Source organism: Mycobacterium sp. NGS15, assembly GCF_059813245.1.
Genome location: NZ_JCALEF010000003.1, coordinates 568121 through 591675, shown reverse-complemented (window position 1 = coordinate 591675; position 23555 = coordinate 568121). Strand labels below are relative to the sequence as shown.

The window sequence follows — 23555 nt, the reverse complement described above, 5'->3', positions numbered from 1 at the left end:
CTCACTCCCCTTTCTCCGCAGTGCCACGAGCGGCGCTGATCAGATTTGTCGACGAATAGCCGGGAATTGTGGGCAAGATGACCACTTCCCCTCCGTATCCTGCGACTACGTCTGCTTCCGGTAATGATTCGGCGACGTAGTCACCACCCTTGACCCATATATCCGGCTGCAATGTGCTCAAGAGTCGTTGCGGCGTCGGCTCGTCGAAGACGGCCACCGCGTCGACGCAGGCGAGAGCGTTCAACACCCGCGCCCGATCGGCGGCGGGCATCACGGGACGCCCCTCACCCTTGAGACCGCGTACCGAATCGTCGGAGTTCACCAGCACGATCAGTGCATCGCCCAGCTGTCGTGCCTCGTACAGCATGCGCACGTGGCCCACGTGAAGAAGATCGAAGCACCCGCCGGCGGCCACAATCGTGCGCCCCGCGGCATGCAGTTTTCGTGCGACGGCACACACGTCGGTGGCCGGATCGAAAGGAAGCGTTGAACCAGTCACGGCCACCGTATTGCGCTGCGCCGGTGTAGATACTGACGCAGCCCCACCCGCGTTCACGAACCGGGCGGCCGTCTCGACCGCGTGTTGCACGGCTTCCGGGGGCTGTGCACCGCTTGCCAATGCCGTCGCCACGGCTGTCGTGAATCGATCACCCGCGCCGCAGGTATCGCCGTGACGCGGTGCCGCCACCGCGGGGGGCACCGCGATATGTCGGCGGCTATGGCCCTCCACATACAACTGCGCGCCCCGAGAGCCCAGCGTCACGCACACCGACTTCGCCTGGGCGCTTTTGCGTAGGTCTTCTCCTGGCGCCCGCGTACCGGGGCTCAGCTGCCTGAGTTCTGCCTCGTTCGGGGTCAACATGGTGCAGCACGGAACCGGTTCGCTGCCGCGTGGATGCGGGTCCCACACCACCGGGACCCGCAGTGCGATGCGTTCGAGCCAGCCCCGCAATGTGGGTATGGACGTAATGCCTCCCCCATAATCGGCGACACAGATGGCCGCCGCCTCGCTCAAGCATGCGGCGGCCGCCGCGGACGGAACTTGGCAGTCGAAAACCGCACCACCGCGATCGACACGGAGCATGGATTGGCCGCGGGCTGTTACCCGTGTCTTGACCACTGTTGAACCCGTCATTGGCATGCCCACCACATAAACGCCTGCTGCGTGCAACAGTTCGCACATCCGGTCGCCGTCGGCGTCGTCCACGACACCGGTGATCAACGTGACGTCGGAGTGCTCGCGGGCGGCCAGCAGCGCGGCCAGTCCTGCACCCCCGGGCCGGTGCCATGACTGATCGGCGTCGACGACCGGGACCGGAGCGTCGGGACATAGCCGGGTGGCCGAACCGTCAATATCGACATCCAGGATGCTGTCGCCCACGATGACAATCCGCCCGCTCATGATTGCGGCCCCACCAACACTTCGTCGATGGATGCGCACAGCGCGTGGATCAACACGAGGTGCATCTCCTGCACCGTGGCGACCGAGGGTGCTTCGACACTGACCGCATCGTCACAACTTGCGGCCAGCGGATTCGGCGCCGGCCCTGTCAAGGCCCACGGCAGCATATGTTGCTCGCGGGCGGTCTTCACCGCCGCGAGGACGTTGCGGCTGGCGCCGCTGGTCGACAGCGCCAACAAGACATCGCCGGCGCGCCCATGCGCACGCACCCCGCGCGAGAACATCTCTTCGTCTCCGTAATCATTGACTATTGCCGTCAGCGAGGATGTTTCGGCATGCAACGCGATGGCGGACAGTGGCTGACGTTCGTCGCGGAACCGGCCGACCAGTTCGGCGGTGAGATGTTGGGCCTCTGCGGCGCTACCGCCATTGCCGCACACCAGCAGTCTTCCCCCGCTACCCAACCGCCCCGCCAAGATATGGCCCCAGCTACGAATGGTCTTGAGCTGTGGTCGTGTTCGCTCCATGGCATGCGTCAGCGCAAGGAAATGTGTCTCGATCATGGTTCTCCTGTCCACTGGTGCACTGCGCCCAGTAGCGCCGTATCGGTGATGTCATTCAGGCAGGGGTGGCCGGGTACGGGACAGGCCCGGCTGCGCGTCGCGCGGCACGCGGCGCCTTGGTCTCCGAGGACCGTGACCGAACCGGCGAATGGGCTCCACGCTGATGCCGGAACGACCGGTGCAAAAAGAGAGACAATCGGTGTGCCCACCGCTGCGGCCAAGTGGCCGGGCCCGGAGTTCGGCGCGACGACGGCCTCGGCGTCGGACAGCACGGCCGCCAGCTGGGGCAGGTCAGTGCGCCCACCGAGGTCGAGGCCGCTGTCCCCGGCCACCTCGGCGGTGAGCCCGACCTCTCCGGCGCTGCCGGTAACGACCACCCGGTGGCCCGCTCGTGCCAATGCCGCCACCATCCGCCGAGATCTGCTGACACTGGGCCGGCGGGCAGGCACGGCCGAACCGGGATGAAAAACGATAAATGGTTGGGAGCCAATGATCTTTCTCAGCTCCATTGACACCGGTTTGACGGGCACAATCCGTAGCTCGCCACCGTCACTGGGTGGCAGCACGGCGCCCGCGGCCTCCACGAGCGACAATGCGCGGAGTGGCTCGGGGATATCCCCGGGGACGTGGTGGCGCAGGTCGAGCAGTGTGCCGGGATAGTCGTCGCTTATGGCTGCGATCCACTGCACGCCCGCGATGCGGCATAGCAGTGCCAACGGTAGCGGGGACTGGTGAAAGGAGGTGAGGATGAACACCCGGTCCGGGGCACATCTGCGTATCGCCTTGACGAGCCGCTGAACATGTTGACCGGTCAGTGCCCCGGAGTCGAAGTCGACCCACGGTGCCTGCCATTCGAGGACGTGATCCACCCCGGGCAGCAGCCGGGCTGCCTCACTGCCATGCGGGCCTGCCAACATAACAACCCGCTCGTGTGTGGCTGCCACGGCACGGACCGCGGGACCGGCCATGAGGACGTCCCCGAGACTGTCCAGGCGTGCTACCAGTGCCGTCCTCATCTGCACCACCTCAGTACCATCGAGACGGCCTCGGAGAAGGTGGCTGCCACTGCTGCGTCGCAGCTGGCCTGCGCGACCTCGGCAAGGCGCGTACGCCGGGTAGGCACCAGGACGGCGCGCGCGTTCGCCGACAACGCGGCACGCACATCCCCACCGGTATCCCCGATGACGACGCAGCGTTCCGGTGGCACTGCCAGCGACCGTGCGGCCGCCACCACCATCCCCGGTTGCGGCTTGCGGCAACGGCATCCGCCCTCCGGGCCGTGTGGGCATACCTGCCACGCATCGAACGGCCCCAGTTGTCTATCGACCTCCGCATTGACGGCCGCCAGCTGGGCGCTGCTGACGAGGCCGCGTGCTACGCCCGACTGGTTGGTCACGACGCCCAGGAGCAATCCGTTGGCCCGCAGCTTCCGGAGCGCTTCCGGCACACCGGGCATCGGATGCACGCCATCCGGGTCACTGAGGAACGGGCCGTCGTGGATCAGCGTGTCGTCGCGGTCAAACAGGACTGCCAGCGGCGGCTCGGGCGTCGCACCACGGTGGTTCCATTCGCCGACTATCCTGTGCGCCAATGCAACTGGTGGAATCAACACGCTCGTCACGAGGACCCGCAACGCTTCTGCGAGGCCATGCGGACCCGGGCGGTAACGGTGCCAGAAAAAGTCGAGCGTCAGCGTTGCCCAGGCCACTATGGCGCGCTTGGCCACTGTCCGACGGCGTTCTGCCGCTGCGGCGATCGCCATGACGCCCAGCGCCGTGATCGCGGTGTACTGCGGCAGGCGCCCGGCAACCTCGCCGGCCTGTCTTCGCCAGCCTTTCCCGAACTTCCGCCTCATCAGTGCGTTGTCACGGTTGCCGATCTGAGCGGTCACACTGCTTAGACAGGTCGGTCGCCCGGACACATGCGTGCTGAATCGAGTGCCGCGTACTATCCGGTACCCACGTGAGCGCACCCGCAGTGCCAGATCCGAGTCCTCGCGGTAAGCGCGAGGGAAGCGCTCGTCGAATCCGCCGACCTCTGCCAGTACATCGCGCCGGTAGGCCATGTCTGCAGTGATCCACAATGCCTGTCCCAGTTGAGATTGTCTCCGTTCGTCATCGGTCATCGGAACAGACGAGTTGGGCGTGATCACTTCGATGGAACCCTGTGAGCCCACAGCATCCACCGAATCGGCGGTGCGTATATCGGCGTGCAGGGCCACAAGCCAGCCCGGTTCCGGGACCACGTCGTCGTCCACGAAGCACACCCAGCGCGTGGATGCCGCACGCCAGCCGACGTTACGGGCGGCGGCCGGACCTCTCCCGCCGCTGTGCAAAGTAGTGACAGGTAGACCGGGCTCGTTCGGCAATGGCGTTGCGGGATGAGGACGGTCGTCGACAAGGAAGATCTGAACGCGATGGGTGGCCGAGGCCGCTAGCGCTTCTGTCAGCCGGGTAAGTGACGCACGCCCAATGGTAGGTATCACGATGGAGCAGTCCACATTCACCGTGGCCTCCGCACGAGGCATGGCCCGATGGCGAGCAGATCGATCGGGGCACTGCCGAAGCACTCAAGTGCGTCACGTGGGCTATCCACCATGGGGCGTCCCGCGGTGTTGAAGCTCGTGTTGATCACGACGGGCACCCCCGTCAGTTCGTCAAAGGAGCGAATCGCGGACTGCAACAAGGGCTGAGAGTCGTCGACGGTTTGTATGCGTGCGGTGCCGTCGACGTGCGTGACAGCGGGAATACGTTCGCGCCAGTCGTGCGCGACATCGTGGACGAAGGTCATGTAGGGGCTGGGCAGCGGTCCCCGACTGAATATATCGCCCGCCTTCTCGGCGAGAACCATCGGAGCGACTGGCCGGAATTGCTCTCGTCCCTTGACGGCATTGAGTTTGTCGATGTTCTCGGCTCGGCGCGGATCGGCCAGCAGTGACCTTCCGCCGAGTGCGCGTGGACCGAATTCAGACGCACCCTGGAACCACCCCACCAGCTTGTTGGCTGCCAAGGATTCGGCAACGGCCGACGCGATATCGCGTGGCCGCTCATACGACACCGCAGCTTGATCGAGCACGGTGGTGATCTGCTGATCCGACCACCGGGCGCCCAACTGCGCCGATTGCATCGGTGCAATGGGGACACCGGATTCGGCGGACAATGCCAGGGCCGCCCCCAGCGCCGTGCCCGCATCGCCGGCCGCGGGCTGAACCCAGACGTTGGCGAAAGGACCTTCAGCGAATATGCGGCTATTGGCAACGCAATTGAGCGCCACACCTCCGGCGAGACAGAGATTCTCACTGCCCGCGCGGGCGTACAGCCAGCAGGTAAGGTCCAGCAACACCTCCTCGACCAGCCGCTGCACACTGCACGCCAGATCGGCATGTTCGGGCCTGGGCCGATCCGACGTATCTCGCGTTGAGTCCGGTGGAAGCGCTGGTGCCAGCGCTGCCCAGTTCACCGGTTCGGTCCGGAACGTCCCATCGCCGCGGGAGTAGATCCGGTCACGGAGCAGCTCGACGAAGCGCGGCGAGCCATACGCGCCCATGGCCATCACCTTGTATTCGTCGCTTGACCGCCGGAAACCAAGGTGTTCGGTGAGATCTTCATAGAGCAACCCCAGTGAATGAGGAAGCGGTTGGGTGGACAACACGTCGAGCTTGCCATCTCGATAGACTCCGGCAAGCATGGAAATGCCCTCTCCCCGACCGTCCACGGTCAGCACGGCGGTGTTGTCGTACGGTGAGGCCAAGGCCGCCGAGGCGGCATGCGCCACATGGTGGCGCACGTGGTGGACCCGCGAAGGATCGAGACCGGGCAGCGCTGTCGAAAGGAATCGCGGCGCGCGTTGCGCATAGACCGTCCGCAGACTTTCCCATTCGCCATCGAATCCGGGCAGGCCGGCGCAGTCGGTCGGTACCAGATTCGGATCGTATGAGTAGCCGACAGCGTCGAGGTCGGACGCCTGCAGGCCCGCAATTTCCAGACACCATCGGGCGGCTCGTATCGGCAATTCCCAGGTGGAGAACGCAACTGGATCCTTGCCGTGCTTGCGCCGTGAGAAGCGTTCTTCCTCTGCCGCGGCCACGATCTGCCCGTCCACAACCAGTGCCGCCGCGGGGTCATGGAAGACGGCGTTGACACCGAGTACGCGCATCACCGCCGCTCCCCATGAAGGGCCTTCAACGGGGCGCCGTTGTGGGCCATGTAATCGCGGAACCAGCCCAACGTCATCGATAAGCCCTGTACGTGATCGACTTTGGGACTCCACCCGAGGCGACTCTGCGCCTGTGAAATATCCGGGCACCGGCGCCGAGGGTCCTCGGCAGCCGCAGGCATCAGCTCGATGGGCGAGGTGCTGTCCGCGAGGCTGCGGACAAGTTCGGCTATCTGAAGCACAGTCAGCTCCTCCGGGTTTCCGATGTTCACTGGGCCCGGCCAATCGCTGGATGCCAAAGCAATAAGCCCTGCGATGGTGTCATCGACAAAACACAGGGACCGCGTTTGGGTGCCGGGACCGAACACGGTTATGGGGTCGTTGTGCAGGGCCTGCCAACAGAATGTCGGCACCGCCCGCCCATCCTCGATGCGCATGTTCGGCCCATAGGTGTTGAAGATGCGCGCCACCGCGACGTCGACTCCCCTTTCACGCTGATAGGCGAACGTGAGCGCCTCGGCGTAGCGCTTAGCTTCGTCGTATACGCTGCGTGGTCCTATCGGATTCACATTCCCCCAATAACTTTCGTGCTGAGGATGCTGCTGCGGGTCGCCATACACCTCACTCGTTGAGGCCAGGACCATCCGAGCGCCGCATCGTTCCGCGACATCAAGCGCCACCGTGGTGCCGGAGGCCCCGACACGGAGCGTCGCTGTCTGGTGGCTTTGGTAGTCACGCGGGGATGCCGGGGAAGCCAGGTGAAAAACCGTGTCAAATGGCCCGAATCGCAACGGAAAAGGCAAAGGATCGACCATATCGTGCCGCACGAAACGGTATCCAGGCCGGCCGACTAGGCGACTGTGCGCCGAGAGAACGCTGCTGGAGAGGTCATCGACACAGACCACTTCGGTCCCAGCGTTGAGCAGTGCCTCACAGAGATGACCGCCCAGGAAACCTCGACCACCGGTAACCAGAACACGAGATAGCTGACGCATGGGGTCCGAATACCCACCGCGCCCAACGACAAACCTGGTTTAGCGAACCGCTTAAGGGGTAGTCCAGTGCGTTGTGACACGGAATGTCCAGACATCAATCGTCATCGCCAGCCGAAACCGCGCTTCGGAACTGGCGTCGGTCGTGCGCCGCATGCTGGATACGGTCCAAGGGCCAATAGTGGTTGTGGACAACGCATCCGATGACGACTCGGTCGCCGCAATGAAGAGCCTTCAGGCGGCGGATGGACATCGGCTGACGGTGGTGCCGCTGCGTGCGAATCTCGGCGCGGTGGCGCGCAACGTAGGCGTGGCGTATTGCAATACCGATTACGTCGCCTTCTGTGACGACGACTCTTGGTGGGACGCGGATTCCATCGGTGTCGCGGAATCGGTACTGAGCCAGAACCCGGGTGTTGCGTTGCTCGCGGCACGCACCATTGTGCTGCCGGAAGGGCGTGAAGACCCTGTGGTAGATGCGTTGTCCAACAGCCCGTTGGGCCAATGGCCGGGTCTTCCTGGCCCGTCGGTCCTCGGTTTTCTGGCCTGTTCGTCGATCGTGCGCAGGAGTGCGTTTACCGCGGTGGGCGGATTCAGTCCCATTCTGCACTTCCGGGGCGAGGAACAGCTCTTGGCATGGGATCTCGCGAGTAGAGGATGGCAGCTGTGCTATTGCTCCGAATTGGTTGCCTACCATCAGCCCTCGCAGGTCCGCCCCCCGAGCAGTGAGCAGCGTGCCCGGGCGCTCCGGAATGAGACCTTGTCCGCATGGTTGCGCAGGCCGTATCCCGAATGCGTGCGCGCGGGCGGCAAGCTGGCCCGTGCCGCGCTGCGTGGGCCCGCCTATCGCCGGGCGCTATGGGAGGCTGTGGGTTCGTTACCCGCTGTTGCCGCTGACCGTCGCCGTCTACCAGATCAGGTGGAAAGGGCTTTGGCCACAATGGATAACGACGATGTGGAGCCCGACACTCACGCCAGCAGCCGTCGATAGGTCTGCTCGGTTGCGGTACTGCACGATTCCCAGGTGTAATGGGCACAGGCGCGCGCCCGTCCGGCTTCGCCCAGCCGGATGCGTAGGCGCCGATCCCAGAGCAACGGTTTGACTGCTTCCGCGAAGGCGCGCGGATCCTTAGCCGGAACCAGCCTGCCGGTCACGTCGTCGACCACCGTGTCGAGCATGCCGCCCACCGCCGACGCGACGACAGGCACTCCGCAGGCCATCGCCTCGACGGGAACGATTCCGAATGGTTCGTACCAGGGTGTCGCGGCGACAACATCCGCGGACCGCAGGAGCATCGGCATCTCGTCAGGTTCAATTCCGCCGTAGAGGTGGACGCGATCGGCGACCCCCAGACGCTGTGCGAGCTGTTGGAGGCGGGCAGCCTCACGGTCGGTGTCCAGTTCGGCTTTGTCGGGGCCGCCCGCGATCACCAGTTCGGTGTTGCCGATATGAGGCATTGCCTTGATGACTGTGTCGAACCCCTTGCGTGGTACCAGACGGCCGACGGCGACGATGCGATGTCGCCTGCCGCGTACCGCTATTGGCCCCTGGTTGTGAAATCTGGTGATATCGACGCCGCAGGGTACAACCGAAAGCCGAGACCGCCGCCCCATCTTCTGCAGCTCGCGCACCTCGTCCGAGCACGTTGCCAGGATCCAGTCGGCATCCCGCGCGAGGTGGGTCTCCAGCCGAATCCGGTCGGTCGGACTGGTGTCTCCGGCTCCTTGATGCAGTCGTTTGACGGTACCTAGCGCATGAAAGGTCTGTACCATCGGGACGTCGTATGGCCTCGCTGCCTGAAGCGTGGCAAGTCCAGACATCCAGAAATGGGCATGGGCGACATCCGGCCTGTGACTCCGCCAGGCATGCCGTAGGAAGTTCGCGAACATCGGCATATATTGCAGCAGCGCATCTTTGGGCAGCTTATCGGGCGGGCCGGCGGGTACATGGACCACCGTATAGCCGTCTTCTGTCTCGACGCACTCTGGCAATCGCGCATCCTCTCGCCGGGTATAGACGGTTACGCGATGACCGTGTGCGGCCATCGCGGCCGACAGCCTGGCAACCGCGACGTTCTGCCCACCTGCATCGACGTCACCCAAACGTGCCAATGGGCTCGCATGTTCAGAAATCATTGCCACGCTCAACGGTCGAGCCACGTCGATCATGTGCACATCTCCTCGATAAGGCGGTCCCATTCGGCATGGAACCGGTCGATTCGGAAGTTCTCACAAGCGAATTCCCGTGCTGTCTTGCCGCACATCCGGGATCTCGTGACGTCTGTCGTGAATTCAGCGAGCGATTCGCCCAGTACGGAGATGTCGGCGCTGACCACACCCGCTTCAGGTGGAATCACCATCGGCGCCATCGTCGAGGCGACGGCGACCACGGGCATTCCGCAGTACATGGCCTCGACCAAGGAAAGACCCAGGGACGTCCACCGGGCAGTGTGCAAATAGCTGCGACGACGTGAAACCTGTTTGAGTACTGAGTATCCCGGGATATCGCCATGGCCCCGCACACGGCTCGTGCGAGTCGCAGAGTTCAGCTCATCGGTGGCGATGCCCCAGACATCGATCGGCGCATAGCTGCTCAGGGGATCCAACAGGTCAGTTCCGACGATGCGTCCTCGCGTGACCGGTTCGTTGATCATCGTGGCCGCGGAGGGAATCTCGCCTGTGTAGAGCGGCCCGGGGTCTTCAATCCCGTGGCCGATGACGAGCGTAGGAGCCACTCCGTTGTCCCACATGAGCCGGTTGAACTCGGTGACGTGCACGATGGGTATGTCGCAGCGGTCAGCCAGCGGGTGCACGGTTTCGGCGGCGTGTGGACGCGGAGCATTGTGCTCGACGTACACCGCCGGTACGTCAATACCGGGCTCACGTCCGAGCCAACGCCTTACCAGTTGCAGTTCGTGCGGGCGCTGTAGGACTACCAGGTCGACGTGCTGCGTGGCGAGCGCATCGATCGGGATCTCACGCGCGTTGGGCCACTGACGGCCGCTGCGGCCACGTCCATCCGCATCGCGAGACAGGTTCGTGGGCAACAGGTAACGGTGGCCGCCAGATGTGAACGCTTGCGACCAAGAGCCATGAACATGCCACATTGCGATATCGAATATCTGTCGTGTGCACCCCATGGCGAGCCGAATACCCTATGGGTAATTCATTAAACACTTCAGCAGCCGCCTGTGACGGTCACTCGTACGCGGACAATGCCAACGGCGATGTGGCATCACGCCTCAGCGAGTCACGGCGAGCTCACGGTGGAAGTTTGAAATCCGCCCTTTCCGGGAAGCTTGTTCTCCACAGGATTCAACGGAAGGACGACGCCATGGCAGTGTGCACCACCTGCGGGAATGTCTATCACAACACCTTCACTGTGACCTGGGGCGACAAGACTGCCACGTTTGACAGTCTGGAGTGTGCGATTACGGAGCTGGCGCCGGAGTGTGCGCTCTGCGGTTGCCGCATCCTCGGCCACGGCACAGAGGAGGATGGTCGGCTCTACTGCTGCACCCACTGTGCGCGCCAGGCCCAGTTCGCAGGGACGAGCAACAACAGTGAGAGCTGACCTTTCAAGCACATGAATGCCCCGATGTATAGCTCCGCGGAGCGCAAAAGCCAAGACAGGAAGGGGTTTGCGCGAGCGGTGTGGTTCAGCACCGCGATCGTGGCACTCGCTGTCGTCACCTTTGTCGCCACCGTCATCTGGATGGGACAGTGTTCAGTCAGCCTTCAGGCGGACGAGGGGCTGTGTGGCAGGCACGGAACGCCGCTGATCGCGCTAGCGGCGCCGGGAGTTCTCTTGCTGGGCGGGATTATCGCCTTTGTGCAGACCTATCGGGTGTGGAGACGCCGCGAAAGCTGGTGGATCTGGCAGGGCGCTGGATGGTTCCTACTGTTGCTGATGGTCGTGACTCTGATGCTGTCGGGCCGGATGATGACGACGTGATGGAGTCGGCCGGTTTGACGAATCGGATTGTGGGTACTGCTACGACATGACTATCGTCCAGGAACCACTGCGGGCACTGAGCCTGGTATGCAGTCTGAAACGCCACGGTGAGCGCTCCAGCACCGAACTGATCACCGACCAGCTGGCCGCGTTGTTGCGCGAGGACGGCGTGCATTGCGAGAGTGTCCGATGCGCCGACTATGACATCCATCCTGGTGTCGAGCGGGATATGGGATACGGCGATCAGTGGCCGCAGGTGCGTGGCAAGGTCCTGGGCGCGGATATTTTGATACTCGGCACACCGACATGGCTGGGCCATATGTCGAGTGTCGCGCAACGTGTTCTCGAGCGGCTGGACGCAGAGTTGTCGGAGACGGATGAAGAAGGCCGGCCGATTCTTTCGGGCAAGGTCGCAGTCGCAGCGGTGGTGGGCAACGAGGATGGTGCACACAAAATCACCGCCGACCTTTTTCAAGCGCTCAACGATGTCGGTTATAGCGTGCCATCCCAGGGCTGCACGTACTGGAACGGCGAGGCGATGCACACAACCGACTATCAGGACCTCCCCCAGACGCCCGAAGCAGTCGCGTCTGCCACCGCCTCTGCCGCGCACAACGCAGTACATCTCGCGCGACTGCTCCGCGAATATCGTTACCCGCCAGCTTAATAGGAGAAAATCATGCGAGAAGGAAGTAGCGATCCCGAACCTGTTGATCATGCGCGCACCTTTCGCCCGCACGCGGGTGAGTCTTTGACCGATAGGGCCGCGTGGCCCGGGTTGGCGTTCATCGCACTGGGCGTTACGGCGGTGGTGCTGGGCCTCACTGCCGCCGCATATCGGTTCTATGGTTGGACGTCCATAGCAGGCGGATCAGCGTTCGTGCTGTTCTTTCTTGGTTGGCTCTGGCTGCACATTGAACGTGAACGGGTGCGTCGTGCGGAGAACGTATGGCACGAGGAGCATTCCGCGCCGCACCACGATTGAGCGGCTGGCAGTTGCCGATACACAGCCGATACACAAAGAGGACGGGCACCAGGTGCCCGCCTCCTTTGTGATGCATTTACTCATGCGCCTTTTGACGCTTCTCATCGGATTTGGCTTCCGCTCTGGACTTTTCGGCTTCGGCTTCCTTGTGCGCTGCTTCGCGTTGCGATTCAGCCTTGTCCTGTTGGGCCTTGCCCTCTTCGATGAGGTCATCATCTCCTGTAACGGTTCCGATCGCCTCCTTGGTCTTTCCTTTGACATCCTCGACTACACCTCGCACGGCTTCCTGCGGGCCGCTGCTCTTTTCGGTCATATGGGTTCTCCTGTCGATCGGTTGGCTGATGACCGACGGGGTGCAACTCGGCCTTGAGTGGCACTCCCCGTCAATCAGCGGATTACCGCTCGCCCACCGCTCAAACATGTCACCTCGGCCTAGTGCGACCGTTTAAATGTTGCGGTATGGGGTATTTCGTGCGATGAGCAGGAGGATCGCAGTGATGAGCAGTAGCACCAGGCCGCACAGCAAGGCCATCTTTCCATCCGAGGTGAGCCCGCGGGTGTCGGCATTTGACCGATTCGCAACGCTCATGGCCGGCCATGTTTCGCAGCCGTGGTTCTTTGTGATGTGCGTGCTCATCGTGGTGGTGTGGGCGCCGACATTCGTTCTCTTCAACATCGACACGTGGCAGTTGATCATCAACACACTGACCACGATCATCACGTTTCTTTTGGTAGCGCTCTTGCAGAACACCCAAAGACGATCCGATGATGCGGTACAGCAGAAGCTCAATGGCATCGCCGACGCACTCGCGGATATTGTGGATGCCCTGGCGCAAATGAACCCAAGCTTGGCATTTCAGCTCGACAAAGATCGCAAAGAACTTCTTGACGCCGTCGGACTCGAAGAACATGAGAGCACAGATTCCCCGTAGCCGCGGCGGCTACCGGGCACGGCTAGCCTCGTTGCCGGGAGTGATCACACGCTGGGCCGGTTCCATCTGGCTCTCCTTGGCCGCCCTCACTGTGGTCTTCGTACTGCTGGTGACCGGGCTGATGTCTGAATTTCCCACGTGGTGGCAAACGCTGGTGTACTCCATGGGAGCGCTCGTCAGTCTCCTCATGTTGTTTCTGATCCAGCACACCACCAACCGTGACACCAATGCGGTGCTGCTGAAGCTGGACGAGCTCATCAGTGCCATCCCGGCGGCCAACGAAGAGGCGATAGATATCGAAGACCGTGAAGTCTTCGAACAGGAAGAAGTTCACCATCGCTTGCATCATGAAACGCGGTCTGGTGGGGAAATGCCGGACAATCAGAATTCTGACATGTCGCCGCCCTCGAACCTGCCTCGATCATGAACCGCTGTTGGCCAACGTAAACCGGTGGCACGTATTGATTCGGCGGTGGTCGTAGAGCCGCGGGTCTGTATCACCGCCGTTCCGGAGCCGGAAAAGACGTGCGAGGAATCGATGGTTAGCGCGCGGCGCAGCGGGTACGTCACGGCTACCATGAATGAACAGGCGCTGCTTCAGACTCTGACCAGGGTGGTAACGGTCCTGTCTGAGAACAAGATTGCGTTCGCGGTGGCCGGCGGGTGTGCCGTCTATGCGCGTGGCGGGCCCGTGACGACTCACGACATCGACATTTTTCTGCGGGAGGAGGATGTGCCGGACAGCGTGCGCGCATTGGAAGCCGCGGGTATGCGGCCGAAGGATCCCCCCGAGAGCTGGCTTACGAAGGTATATGACGGAAACGTGTTGGTGGACCTCATCTTCTGTCCCAACGATCGGCCCGTTGACGTTGAATTCCTCAGCCGAGCCGAGTCCATGCAAATAGGGCCGACCCGGGCGCCTGTGGTCAGGGCGACGGATCTCATGGTGGACAAGTTGCTCGTCCTTGATTCGCATCGTTGCGACTTTGGACCGCTCCTGGGGATCGCTCGCGCAATCAGGGAACAGGTCGACTGGCTCCAAGTGCATCGATCAACGCAGCGATCACCTTACGCCACAGCTTTTCTGAATCTTCTCGCGGAGCTGGACGTTGTGGACCTGAATAGTGCAAAGGCCGATGGTGGGAGGCAGTACGACGAGGCTGAACTCCGGAGGAGGCTCGCCGAGGACTCGCGAACAGCCGAGTTGGGTGTGACGGTGACATTCGATGGCGAGACATTGGCGTTGGACGGTGAGGTTGATTGTCCGCAACGCAGGGAGATGCTTTCGGTTGTCGCGCGGGAGTACGCGCCCGGCATGGATATTCGCAACATGGTGCGTGTATCGGATACGGGCAAGCCCGGCCGGGAGGAGCTAATCTCATGATCCGTGTCGCGGCCGTCGGCGACATACATCTCGGAGAAGAATCCAGGATGCAGCTGCGGCCGGCGTTTGACGATATCGGTGAGTACGCGGATCTGCTGCTGTTGGCCGGCGACCTAACGCGAACAGGGACGGCCGCCGAGGGCGAGGTGGTGGCAGCCGAATTCGCCGAGCTTGGCGTACCCGTCATCGCAGTGCTGGGAAACCACGACTATCACTCCGACCAGGTGTCGGAGATCACCGAGATCCTATGTAGCTATGGAATTATCGTGCTGGACGGTGATGGCGTTAGCGCCGATATCGGGGGTGTTTCCGTCGGAGTGGCAGGTACCAAAGGGTTTGGGGGTGGTTTCGCCGGGCGTTGCGGAAGTAACTTCGGCGAACCGGAAATGAAGGCGTTCATCGGATACACACAATCTAATGCGGGCCAGCTGGCACAAGCGTTGGGTGCACTCGATACAGATCTGCGAATTGCGTTGTTGCACTATGCGCCCATTCCGGAGACGCTGGGCGGCGAGCCGCTGGAGATCTATCCGTTTTTGGGGTCGTATCTCCTGGGTGAGGCTATTGATACCGCTGGTTCGGACCTCGCGGTGCACGGCCACGCTCACGCCGGTACCGAACATGGGCGTACACCAGGAGGTGTTCCGGTCCGCAATGTCGCACAACCGGTATTGCGCTCTGCCTATGCGGTGTACACCCTTGCGAAGCACGCTCGCAGTCCGGCGATGGCAGCATCACCGCATACCCTCCCGGGGAAGACAGACTTGTGAACAGCGATCAGCGATGAATTGCCTTGACCTGTCATACGATGACGGTATAAGAGGTATACTTACGTTACCTAAATTCATCGGCGACACGCACGATCCAGCGTGTACGCGAGTCGATGCCGCCAAGTATTGGTTACTCACCGATGATCCGGGTAATCTCGAACGCAGGCAATATTGGGAGAGATATGACCGAGGCCCACACCACTGACTCCGTCGGCCACCATGACGACCGGTCTCTGACGTTCGAAATGGCAGCTCGGCTAAGCAATCTGGCGATGATTCGCACGGTCGTAGGTGCGGCGACGACCTTCGATGACATTGATATGGACACGGTGGCCGATCTGAAGTTGGCGACGGACGAGGCCTGTACCCGATTGATCAAGGCGTCGGTGCCCGATGCCATGCTCACCGTTCGGCTGGAGTTTCATCCGGACCGTCTCAACATCGCCGTGCACACACATTGTCTGGCAGGAGACGTCTTTCCGCTCGACAGTTTCAGTTGGTACGTACTCAACTCGCTGGTGGACCATGTCGAAACTTTCGAGCGAAGCCCATTGGATGATCCTGTCGGCCGGGTCGTCGGTGTCGCGATGTCCGCGCAGCGAGATGCCCCCGCGGCCGTACACGTGGCACACGGATAACGCCACGCGAACATTCGGAAACCGGCTACGGCGCTAGCCTTCTCCAGGCCTCGGGCACAGAATCGCTCAGCGGGAAGGTGCTACTGCCTCCACTGATTTCGAGCAGTTTCGTGACGGCCCGGCCCGGAATAACCGACCATTCGGTACCGTGCAACGCGCAATGACGACGTACCTCGTCGAGGGCCACCAGACCGTCGGTGCCGAAGAACTGCAGGCCTTGTAGATCCAGCACGAGGGCGCGATGCCCATCGAGATAGCGTGTCGCATATTCCGTGAGGTGCCCGGCGTTGACGGCGTCGACCTCTCCCATGGCGCTCACGAGGACTATAGATGGGCGGTGCCAATGAGCCGTGAACCGCGCAGTGTCATCAGTTGATGAAAACAGCGGAACAACACCAGTTTTGGTTCGAGCTGCGGCACGTGATGCATTTTGGTCAATGACAGACATATGTGACTCCATCGATCGAAGCGTGCATTCTTTCGGATGGGAGACGCCAGGCAGCCTGCCCGGTATGGAAGCCCCGAGACAGCACTGGCATCTGCAGATCCCGCGCGGCTGTGGACTCAACCTGACGATCAGGCTACGCCGACCCGCATCTGTGCACAACGCTTCCTGCCGTCGCGGTGGTGCAGTGCAAATACCGGCGCTGGTCGTTGGGGCACCACACAATCGACGTTATTTCGCCTCGTAGAAACGTTCTCCGCGGGGCGACATGGATATACGGGGTGTGGTGTTGGGCTAATTTCGATCGTCTTGGGCCTGGTCGGGTTCGACCAGGCCGGGCATGAGCGCCACGAGTGGCCAGTGGCCGACTGTCGGGGCGTTCTGCGGGTAATCCCGCCGTACAAACCCGGCAAAACGACGCAGTAGCCAGAACGCATCCATGATTCACCTCCGGTCGCGTGTGTACCGGGGCATACCCGCTGAGAGGGCTGCTGAACCACCCGCGGTTACTGCAGTTGTTCCCGCAGATATCGAAGGGTGTCACTGAGAATTCGTGAAACGTGCATCTGGGAAACGCCTATTTCCTCGGCTATCTGACTCTGGGTCATTCCCTTGAAGAACCGAAGTTCCAGGACCGTGCGCTCACGCCTCGGCAGCTTCACCAGCAATGGACGCACCGCCTCGCGATTCGTAACGTGTTCCAGCGCTGGATCGGAATCTCCGAGTAGGTCTGACAGATGTTTGGATTCTTCATCTCCGTGCGCGAGCGGTGCTTCGATTGACTGTGGCTGGTAGGCGTCTGCCGCGACGAGACTTTCCACCACGTCTTCACGGCTGATATCCAATTCGGCTGCCAATTCACCGGCCGTCGGCGCTCGTTGCAAGGTCTGGGTCAGTTCGGCAGTCGCCCATGCAATCTGTACATGCCTGTCCCGAATCGCGCGTGGTACATGCATTGACCATCCGTGGTCGCGAAAGTGCCGGCGCACCTCCCCCATCATGGTGGGTACGGCGAAACCCAGGAAGCTCGATCCTTTCTCGGGGTCAAATCGATTGATTGCATTCAGCAGGCCGACGCGAGCCACTTGGACCAGGTCTTCGAGATCTTCGCCGCGTCGGTCGAAATGACGCGCGACATTGTCGGCCAAAGGCAGGCATCTATTCACAATCTGCTCGCGGCCACGATGATAAGCGGCGCTATCCGGTGGCAGCCTCACGAGCGCCAAGAACATATCGGGTACATCCGAATAGTCTTCTGCGGTACTGCTGCCCTGTTTGGACCGAGCCTCAGTGCGTCCGATCTCCGGAACATCCACAGGGCTTTCCATGTACGAACCCTCTCAACGCTGTCGCGGCCGCGCCTCCTGGCCAATCACACGCCGGCCTGCTCTGCTTGCGTGTGACGGCGCTTCGTCACCTGGGCGGTGCCGGCCCGGACCACACTGTGCGTGTCAACCGGTACGCGCCACGTCTACTGCACTCAACACTAAGCGGATATCGCGAAGAGCACCACCCCGTGGCGGGCCAGTGCTCGCCGAAAGGTGTTCGCTAGTGGATGTTTGATTCGTGGGCAGCAGGGAATTCATGGACCGGAAAGCTGTCCACGAATTCGAGGAGTGAATGGGATGTTGCTTGATCGTTCTGTGGGCGGCGCCATTCAGGTCGACCCGGGCGTTTATGCACCGCAGCATGATTCGGCGTTGCTGAACGAAACAATGATTCGGGTCGTTCCCCCCAAGGGCCTCCGTGTGTGTGATCTATACACGGGCAGTGGATATTTGGCCTTGGAGGCCGTCCGGTTCGGGGCTGTGGCCGTCACAGCGTTTGATATTTGCCCGTATGCCGTGCAGTGCGCCAAGGGTAACGCTTACAGGGCTGGCCTCAATATCGATGTCGTCCAGGGTGACTGGAGACGCGCCGCGGAGTTCGGACCGTTCGATCTGGTACTCGCCAACCCGCCGTATGTGCCCGGTGACCGTCGGATTACACGTGGTGAATCCTTTCCTGATTCGGTAGGGACAACACTGGCATTCCATGCGGGTATCGATGGCCGGATGGTGTTGGATCCGCTCTGTGCGCATTCGCGGGATCTCCTCGGGCCCACCGGCGTGTTGCTTCTGGTCCAGTCCGAGTTTGCCGATATATCTCGAACTTTGCAGGCGCTCACGACCAACGGATTATCAGCGAAAATTGTTGCCGAGAAGGATGTTCCGTTTGGGCCGGTGATGTCGGCGCGCGCACCGTGGCTGGAGCGGGAAGGCCGCCTTGAGAAGGGGCGTCGCATTGAACGGCTGGCGGTAATCGCAGGCAGGCGGTCATGAATCGTCGCGATCGTTGTCTGGTGAGGATCGTTTCTTCGGGGCCCATGATGATCGAAGGGCCCGTCGACATCCAACTGCCCGGTGGCGAGACAGTGGTCTCCGATAGGTTTCAAGTGGCCATCTGCATGTGCCACAAAAGCTCCTGCTACCCGTTGTGCGACACCAGTCATCGTCATCGGAAAAGTCCGAAGAGGCGGCGCGAGAGCTAATCCAGAGGCCGGTTCAACGAAGTGCGACCCAGCGCCCAGCTGCTCATCAAGTGCTGAGCCAGGCGATCCTCGACGAGGCGGAAGATGCGCATGCCGAACACTACGCGGCCGCTCACATCCGGGTCAGATTCGACCAGACTTGCGATGACGTCGGAACGCACCACTTCCTCGTGGACCGCGTCGGCCTCGACATGCTCTTGATAAAAGTCGATGCATGGGGCCGGAGCCGAGAGGCGATGCAGCCCCTGGACCATTCGCCGTGAGCCCGGCGGGGACGTAATTTCCGTAGCCGCGAAGTGGCCCACCGCCGCGCCCCGCAACGCACGGTGCAACCCGAACATGGACATCACGTTGACGGCCGCGAGCGACTCGGCTGACGCGTGATCGAGATAGCCGAGATACGTCGCGTCCAGCCCTGCGGCCTCCAGGAGGTTGGCAAACAACTTCTGGTGTAGCGCGCTTTCGTGGCCTCCCCCAAACTCATCGAATTCGATGGCCACAAATGAGGCTTTGGCCCGTCCGGACAGGCGGGGAATCACCCATGCCTGGGGGTCGCCTTCCTTGAGGTGGTAGATCGAACGGTGGACGAAGTACTCCAGCATCTGCTCCCATGAGGCACGCTCGGCAAGGTGTGTGGATAGGCTCGCGTCGCTCGCTGTCTCGCTGAGCAGAGCGTCGAGTTCGGCCGTGATGGTGTTTTCGCGTGAGTCTTGACCGGCATCATGCTCAAGCCTGGCCAGCAGCTCTTCCTCCATTCGGTGCCGCAGGCGCAACAGCCGGGTATCCCATTCCCATCGAGGATCGACGCCCGCGAACCCCCGGTAGTGCAGCTCATAACAGACGTACAGGGCGAGGTGCAGGTCCAGCCCGTAGGGGTCCGCGGCGGCGATCGCATCTTCAATGTCGTCCGAAGACATCGACGGTGACCGCTCGGTGAGGACGTCGAGCACCGCCGCAGATAATGGGCCCCTCGGCCGCGGGAGGCGGGGCTCGACGGCGAGTGCTGTGCGATTCACAGGTGATGAGTACCCACGAAGGGGTGCGGCTAAACGATCGCCGGGTCGGTCATGCTTCGTGCCCTGGACTCAGTCCGGTGGCATCGCGCGATGTCACGTATGCGACGGACTTCGTTGTCCGGTTGACGGCGACCGGCGCCAGAACGTGGCCGATATGATCGCCGAACTCGACGCGTGCCAGGACCTCCCCCACGAACCAGGCCGAAGAGTCTTCCAGAATCGGAACGCCATACGGGCCGCTGTGCCAGGAGCACAGAGCGAACTTGTCCACGGTGTCGCCCGTGAGCTCTCCAAAGAGGTGCACCAGCGTGCCGTACGTCCGTGGGATCACATGCACCGCGAGGTGGCTTGCACCGCGCGCTGCCCGCCACGTGTGGTTCTGTTCGGATAGTCCGGCGAGAAACAGCGGCGGGTTGATGCTGACTTGGCTGGCGAACCCGACGAGGCAGCCCGAGGGGCCGTCGGATCCCCGCCCAGTCACCACGTAGACCGGATGATCGAGTTGGCCCATGAGCTTCGCGAACTCTGTGTGCACACCCGGTTCAGACGAGTAGGCGCTTGCCATTTCCAATCTCCGATCTTCGATGTCACCTACCGCAGGCGTACCCGTTTGACCGGATTCAGAACGGGTAGGTAGGCCGTACCACTGTCCAGGGATTCGGAGTAATTGTGCTGAGTGAGGTAGGGCAAACGCCAGTGTTTCGGGGTATGCGAATGCCCGCTAAGTCGGCGGTAGTTCCGTATCTCACTTCCGAGAGTTTTCGGGCAGACGAGGTGATCTTCAGCCCAGGAGACTCGGGCGATCGCATGTACCTGGTTACTGAGGGCAAGGTGGCGTTGCGTCGGCGCGCGGGCAATGGGTCGGGCGCTCTGGCAACACTGGTGGGGCCCATGGAGATGTTCGGTGAGCTCTCAGTCTTCGACTCGGAACCGCGATCGTCGGAGGCGCGGGCGCTCACTCGGGTGGTGGCGACGGCCATAGACCGCCAGACCATGCGCTGGTGGATCGGCCAGCAGAGCGAGGCTGCCGAGCAGTTGCTCAGGGTGCTGGCGCGGCAACTGCGTAAGGCCACGCGCAAAGTAGCGGACGTTCCTCATTCCGACATCACGGCGCGTGTCGCGGCACAGCTCTTGGACCTGGCGCAAAGGTTCGGCGTCAAGGACGGCGACTCCGTATATGTGGAGCACGGTCTAACACAACATCAGCTTGCCGACTTGGTAGGGACATCGCGGGAATCGATCTGCCATGTCCTGCACGACCTGGAGACGCGCGGCCTCATTCGGGCTTGCGGTGGGTCGATGACGATCTACGACCGTGAGGCACTCTCGATACATAACCACGCCGCGACGGGAGCCCGGGAATGACGGATACCACGCTGCGCCTCAATGATTCTGAGCCCTACGTAGGTTCGCGACCGCTTTCCGCCCATGAGGTCAGGCAGATCGATGCATACTGGCGCGCCGCCAATTACGTGTCCGTGGGCCAAATCTACCTATTGGACAACCCTCTACTGCGCGAACCACTGACAGCCAGTCATATCAAGCCACGCCTGCTCGGTCACTGGGGTACAACTCCCGGGCTGAACATTCTCTATGCGCACCTCAATCGTGTCATTCGCCGGCGCGGCACCAACGTCATGCTCGTCACCGGGCCCGGGCATGGTGGCCCCGGTGTGGTGGCCAACACCTACCTCGAGGGCAGCTACAGCCATTTTTACGCGCACGTCGATCAGGGGCTGGACGGCCTGCGAAAACTGTTCAGGCAGTTCTCCTTTCCTGGCGGCATTCCCAGCCACACGGCACCGGAGACCCCGGGGTCCATCCACGAGGGCGGAGAGCTCGGCTATGCACTTGCTCACGCCTATGGTGCGGCCTTCGACAATCCGGACTTGGTGGTCGCCTGTGTTATCGGCGACGGAGAGGCTGAGACCGGACCACTAGCGGCGAGCTGGCATTCCAATAAATTCCTGAACCCCGCCACCGACGGTGCGGTGCTCCCGATCCTGCATCTGAATGGCTATAAGATCGCGAACCCAACGCTGCTGGCGCGCATGTCAGAGGAGGATCTACTGGCACTTTTGACGGGGTACGGTCACGATCCCCGCATAGTCGCCGGCGAGGACCCCGCGGAGGTTCACCAGCAGCTGGCCGCCGCATGTGACTGGGCATTCGACCGCATCGTGGATATTCAGCGGCAGGCCCGGAATGAGCGAACGACACACCTTCCCCGCTGGCCGCTCATCGTCTTGCGTACACCGAAGGGATGGACCGGCCCGAAAATGGTCAGCGGCCTGCCTGTGGAAGGAACATGGCGTTCTCATCAGGTGCCCTTATCTGAATGCCGCACGGACCCTTCGCAACTGGCGCAGCTTGAAAACTGGCTGGAGAGCTACCGGCCCGACGAGCTGTTCGACGGCCGTGGAGTGCTGCGTCCCGAGGTCGCTGAGCTGGCGCCTCACGCCGAGAAGGCAATTGGCAGTAACCCGCATGCCAATGGCGGCCTGTTAGTGCGCGAACTTGACCTGCCAGAGGTGGATCGATACGCGGTGCCCGTCGGCTCCCCCGGCACCGTGACGGCAGAGGCCACGAAAGTACTGGGCTCCTACCTTCGTGACGTCATCGACCACAATCCGGACAACTTCCGTCTGATGGGGCCCGACGAGACCGCATCCAATCGATTGTCCACGGTCTACGAACGCAGCGACAAAGTCTGGCTGGAACGCGTCGAACCCACCGACGAACATTTGGCACCCGAGGGCAGAGTCATGGAAGTGCTCTCCGAACATCTGTGCCAAGGGTGGCTGGAGGGATATCTCCTTACCGGGCGGCACGGCCTCTTCAATTGTTATGAAGCCTTCGCCCATATCGTCGACTCTATGCTCAACCAGCACGCCAAATGGTTATCGAGCAGCGCTCAGGTCTCCTGGCGCCAACAGATTCCTTCGCTGAACTACCTTCTGACGTCGCATGTCTGGCGTCAGGACCATAACGGCGCGTCCCATCAAGACCCCGGATTCATCGATCATGTCGCGAACAAGAGACCGGAGGTGGTCCGCGTCTATCTGCCGCCCGATGCCAACACTCTCTTGGCGGTCACTGATCACTGTCTGCGCAGCCGCCATTGTGTCAATGTCGTCGTGGCAGGCAAGCAGCCGGCGCTGACCTATATGGACATGGATACCGCGCGCGCTCATTGTGCACGTGGGCTGGGCATCTGGGATTGGGCCAGTAGTTCGTCGAATGATCCGGACGTCGTACTTGCCTGCGCCGGCGACGTCCCGACTTTGGAGACCTTGGCAGCGGCCGATATCCTGCGGCGCAGGCTTCCTGAGTTGGCGGTCCGCGTGGTCAACATCGTAGACATCATGCGCTTGCAGCCCGAATCTGAGCATCCACATGGCATGTCGCACAGTGATTTCGATGCACTCTTCACGCCGGACAAACCGATCATCTTCGCCTATCACGGTTATCCGTGGTTGATACACCGTCTCGCCTATCGGCACACCAATCATGATCGGATGCATGTGCGCGGATTCAAGGACCGGGGCACCACCACTACCCCGTTCGACATGGTGATGCTTAACGACCTGGACCGCTTCCACCTCGTTATGGATGTGATCGACAGGGTTGAGGGATTAGGCAGCAGGGCGGCAAATCTGAGGCAGGAGATGGTCGATGATCGAATCGCGGCGTGCCGGTACACCCGAGAACACGGTCGCGATGACCCCGTCATCTCGGACTGGTCGTGGGAGCACGAATTCGGCGCTCTGGCCTCCGGCCGCTGAGCG

Annotated in this window: 27 protein-coding genes; 14 read left to right on the top strand and 13 right to left on the bottom strand. The window is 62.0% G+C overall.

The window, feature by feature from the left end; translation table 11 throughout:
- Window position 1: 1 nt before the first annotated feature.
- The 6 genes from AC5Y5C_RS10575 to AC5Y5C_RS10550 are packed head-to-tail and all read right to left on the bottom strand — an operon-like array spanning window position 2 to window position 7115.
- Complete coding sequence (locus AC5Y5C_RS10575) at window positions 2-1402, bottom strand: PfkB family carbohydrate kinase (RefSeq protein WP_499971578.1); 1401 nt, start codon at window positions 1400-1402, stop codon at window positions 2-4.
- Window positions 1399-1965, bottom strand: a complete 567-nt coding sequence (locus tag AC5Y5C_RS10570; protein WP_499971576.1) for a D-sedoheptulose-7-phosphate isomerase — start codon at window positions 1963-1965, stop codon at window positions 1399-1401. Before AC5Y5C_RS10570 ends, AC5Y5C_RS10575 begins: the two co-directional genes overlap by 4 nt.
- Window positions 1962-2981 carry a glycosyltransferase family 9 protein gene (locus AC5Y5C_RS10565; RefSeq protein WP_499971575.1) on the bottom strand — a complete coding sequence of 340 codons (1020 nt, stop codon included), beginning with the start codon at window positions 2979-2981 and terminating at the stop codon, window positions 1962-1964. Before AC5Y5C_RS10565 ends, AC5Y5C_RS10570 begins: the two co-directional genes overlap by 4 nt.
- Entirely contained in the window at window positions 2978-4492 is a 1515-nt protein-coding gene (locus AC5Y5C_RS10560) for an HAD-IIIA family hydrolase (RefSeq protein ID WP_499971573.1), read from the bottom strand. Before AC5Y5C_RS10560 ends, AC5Y5C_RS10565 begins: the two co-directional genes overlap by 4 nt.
- Window positions 4468-6120, bottom strand: coding sequence for a carbamoyltransferase family protein (locus AC5Y5C_RS10555; RefSeq protein WP_499971571.1), 1653 nt, complete (start codon window positions 6118-6120; stop codon window positions 4468-4470). The genes AC5Y5C_RS10560 and AC5Y5C_RS10555 overlap by 25 nt, the downstream gene beginning before the upstream one ends.
- A complete protein-coding gene (locus tag AC5Y5C_RS10550) occupies window positions 6120-7115 on the bottom strand; it encodes an NAD-dependent epimerase/dehydratase family protein (protein WP_499971569.1) in 996 nt (331 codons plus the stop codon). The genes AC5Y5C_RS10555 and AC5Y5C_RS10550 overlap by 1 nt, the downstream gene beginning before the upstream one ends.
- Before the next feature lie 73 nt (window positions 7116-7188).
- Here AC5Y5C_RS10550 and AC5Y5C_RS10545 point away from each other — a divergent pair, with 73 nt between their 5' ends.
- Window positions 7189-8103 (top strand): glycosyltransferase family 2 protein, encoded by a 915-nt coding sequence (locus tag AC5Y5C_RS10545; RefSeq protein WP_499971567.1) that lies wholly within the window; start codon window positions 7189-7191, stop codon window positions 8101-8103.
- On the opposite strand, the gene AC5Y5C_RS10540 is transcribed toward AC5Y5C_RS10545, so the two are convergent.
- Window positions 8082-9260 carry a glycosyltransferase gene (locus tag AC5Y5C_RS10540; RefSeq protein ID WP_499971891.1) on the bottom strand — a complete coding sequence of 393 codons (1179 nt, stop codon included), beginning with the start codon at window positions 9258-9260 and terminating at the stop codon, window positions 8082-8084. The genes AC5Y5C_RS10545 and AC5Y5C_RS10540 overlap by 22 nt on opposite strands.
- 17 nt (window positions 9261-9277) lie before the next feature.
- The gene (locus tag AC5Y5C_RS10535) at window positions 9278-10219 is read right to left on the bottom strand and encodes a glycosyltransferase (RefSeq protein WP_499971565.1); all 942 of its coding nucleotides are present in this window, start codon (window positions 10217-10219) and stop codon (window positions 9278-9280) included.
- A gap of 227 nt (window positions 10220-10446) precedes the next feature.
- On the opposite strand from AC5Y5C_RS10535, the gene AC5Y5C_RS10530 reads away from it, so the two are divergent.
- Genes AC5Y5C_RS10530 through AC5Y5C_RS10515 form a run of 4 tightly spaced genes read left to right on the top strand, consistent with a single transcriptional unit; the run spans window position 10447 to window position 12052 of the window.
- Window positions 10447-10686: a metallothionein gene (locus AC5Y5C_RS10530; RefSeq protein ID WP_499971564.1), complete on the top strand. Its 240-nt coding sequence runs from the start codon at window positions 10447-10449 to the stop codon at window positions 10684-10686.
- A gap of 12 nt (window positions 10687-10698) precedes the next feature.
- Window positions 10699-11067, top strand: a complete 369-nt coding sequence (locus tag AC5Y5C_RS10525) for a hypothetical protein (RefSeq protein ID WP_499971563.1) — start codon at window positions 10699-10701, stop codon at window positions 11065-11067.
- A 46-nt stretch (window positions 11068-11113) separates the two neighbouring features.
- Window positions 11114-11734, top strand: coding sequence for a flavodoxin family protein (locus AC5Y5C_RS10520; protein WP_499971562.1), 621 nt, complete (start codon window positions 11114-11116; stop codon window positions 11732-11734).
- A gap of 12 nt (window positions 11735-11746) precedes the next feature.
- Window positions 11747-12052, top strand: coding sequence for a hypothetical protein (locus AC5Y5C_RS10515; protein WP_499971561.1), 306 nt, complete (start codon window positions 11747-11749; stop codon window positions 12050-12052).
- 76 nt (window positions 12053-12128) lie between these two features.
- Here the strand turns inward: AC5Y5C_RS10515 and mbp1 are convergent, their stop codons facing one another.
- Window positions 12129-12365, bottom strand: a complete 237-nt coding sequence (gene mbp1 / locus AC5Y5C_RS10510; protein ID WP_499971559.1) for a microaggregate-binding protein 1 — start codon at window positions 12363-12365, stop codon at window positions 12129-12131.
- 184 nt (window positions 12366-12549) lie between these two features.
- On the opposite strand from mbp1, the gene AC5Y5C_RS10505 reads away from it, so the two are divergent.
- The 5 genes from AC5Y5C_RS10505 to AC5Y5C_RS10485 all read left to right on the top strand — a co-directional run bounded on the left by AC5Y5C_RS10505 (window position 12550) and on the right by AC5Y5C_RS10485 (window position 15776).
- Complete coding sequence (locus AC5Y5C_RS10505; protein ID WP_499971557.1) at window positions 12550-12984, top strand: low affinity iron permease family protein; 435 nt, start codon at window positions 12550-12552, stop codon at window positions 12982-12984.
- A 40-nt stretch (window positions 12985-13024) separates the two neighbouring features.
- Window positions 13025-13411 carry a low affinity iron permease family protein gene (locus tag AC5Y5C_RS10500; protein WP_499971886.1) on the top strand — a complete coding sequence of 129 codons (387 nt, stop codon included), beginning with the start codon at window positions 13025-13027 and terminating at the stop codon, window positions 13409-13411.
- Window positions 13412-13522: 111 nt separating this feature from the next.
- Window positions 13523-14368 (top strand): nucleotidyltransferase, encoded by an 846-nt coding sequence (locus AC5Y5C_RS10495; protein WP_499971884.1) that lies wholly within the window; start codon window positions 13523-13525, stop codon window positions 14366-14368.
- Window positions 14365-15138, top strand: coding sequence for a metallophosphoesterase family protein (locus tag AC5Y5C_RS10490; RefSeq protein ID WP_499971555.1), 774 nt, complete (start codon window positions 14365-14367; stop codon window positions 15136-15138). The genes AC5Y5C_RS10495 and AC5Y5C_RS10490 overlap by 4 nt, the downstream gene beginning before the upstream one ends.
- 182 nt (window positions 15139-15320) lie before the next feature.
- Window positions 15321-15776 carry an ATP-binding protein gene (locus tag AC5Y5C_RS10485; protein WP_499971551.1) on the top strand — a complete coding sequence of 152 codons (456 nt, stop codon included), beginning with the start codon at window positions 15321-15323 and terminating at the stop codon, window positions 15774-15776.
- 25 nt (window positions 15777-15801) lie between these two features.
- Here the strand turns inward: AC5Y5C_RS10485 and AC5Y5C_RS10480 are convergent, their stop codons facing one another.
- Window positions 15802-16224, bottom strand: coding sequence for an STAS domain-containing protein (locus AC5Y5C_RS10480; RefSeq protein ID WP_499971549.1), 423 nt, complete (start codon window positions 16222-16224; stop codon window positions 15802-15804).
- 503 nt (window positions 16225-16727) lie between these two features.
- Window positions 16728-17549 carry a SigB/SigF/SigG family RNA polymerase sigma factor gene (locus tag AC5Y5C_RS10475; protein ID WP_499971545.1) on the bottom strand — a complete coding sequence of 274 codons (822 nt, stop codon included), beginning with the start codon at window positions 17547-17549 and terminating at the stop codon, window positions 16728-16730.
- Window positions 17550-17846: 297 nt separating this feature from the next.
- Between AC5Y5C_RS10475 and AC5Y5C_RS10470 the strand changes: the two genes are divergently transcribed.
- Together AC5Y5C_RS10470 and AC5Y5C_RS10465 are read left to right on the top strand one after the other, a co-directional pair.
- Window positions 17847-18542 (top strand): HemK2/MTQ2 family protein methyltransferase, encoded by a 696-nt coding sequence (locus tag AC5Y5C_RS10470; RefSeq protein ID WP_499971543.1) that lies wholly within the window; start codon window positions 17847-17849, stop codon window positions 18540-18542.
- A gap of 44 nt (window positions 18543-18586) precedes the next feature.
- Window positions 18587-18751 carry a CDGSH iron-sulfur domain-containing protein gene (locus AC5Y5C_RS10465; RefSeq protein WP_499971882.1) on the top strand — a complete coding sequence of 55 codons (165 nt, stop codon included), beginning with the start codon at window positions 18587-18589 and terminating at the stop codon, window positions 18749-18751.
- Here AC5Y5C_RS10465 and AC5Y5C_RS10460 read toward each other — a convergent pair.
- Window positions 18748-19767 (bottom strand): iron-containing redox enzyme family protein, encoded by a 1020-nt coding sequence (locus AC5Y5C_RS10460; RefSeq protein WP_499971541.1) that lies wholly within the window; start codon window positions 19765-19767, stop codon window positions 18748-18750. The two genes, AC5Y5C_RS10465 and AC5Y5C_RS10460, sit on opposite strands and share 4 nt — an antisense overlap.
- 49 nt (window positions 19768-19816) lie before the next feature.
- Window positions 19817-20332 (bottom strand): flavin reductase family protein, encoded by a 516-nt coding sequence (locus AC5Y5C_RS10455; protein WP_499971539.1) that lies wholly within the window; start codon window positions 20330-20332, stop codon window positions 19817-19819.
- A 143-nt stretch (window positions 20333-20475) separates the two neighbouring features.
- Here AC5Y5C_RS10455 and AC5Y5C_RS10450 point away from each other — a divergent pair, with 143 nt between their 5' ends.
- Entirely contained in the window at window positions 20476-21132 is a 657-nt protein-coding gene (locus tag AC5Y5C_RS10450) for a Crp/Fnr family transcriptional regulator (RefSeq protein ID WP_499971537.1), read from the top strand.
- Window positions 21129-23552 carry a phosphoketolase family protein gene (locus tag AC5Y5C_RS10445; RefSeq protein WP_499971535.1) on the top strand — a complete coding sequence of 808 codons (2424 nt, stop codon included), beginning with the start codon at window positions 21129-21131 and terminating at the stop codon, window positions 23550-23552. The genes AC5Y5C_RS10450 and AC5Y5C_RS10445 overlap by 4 nt, the downstream gene beginning before the upstream one ends.
- Window positions 23553-23555 lie beyond the last annotated feature (3 nt).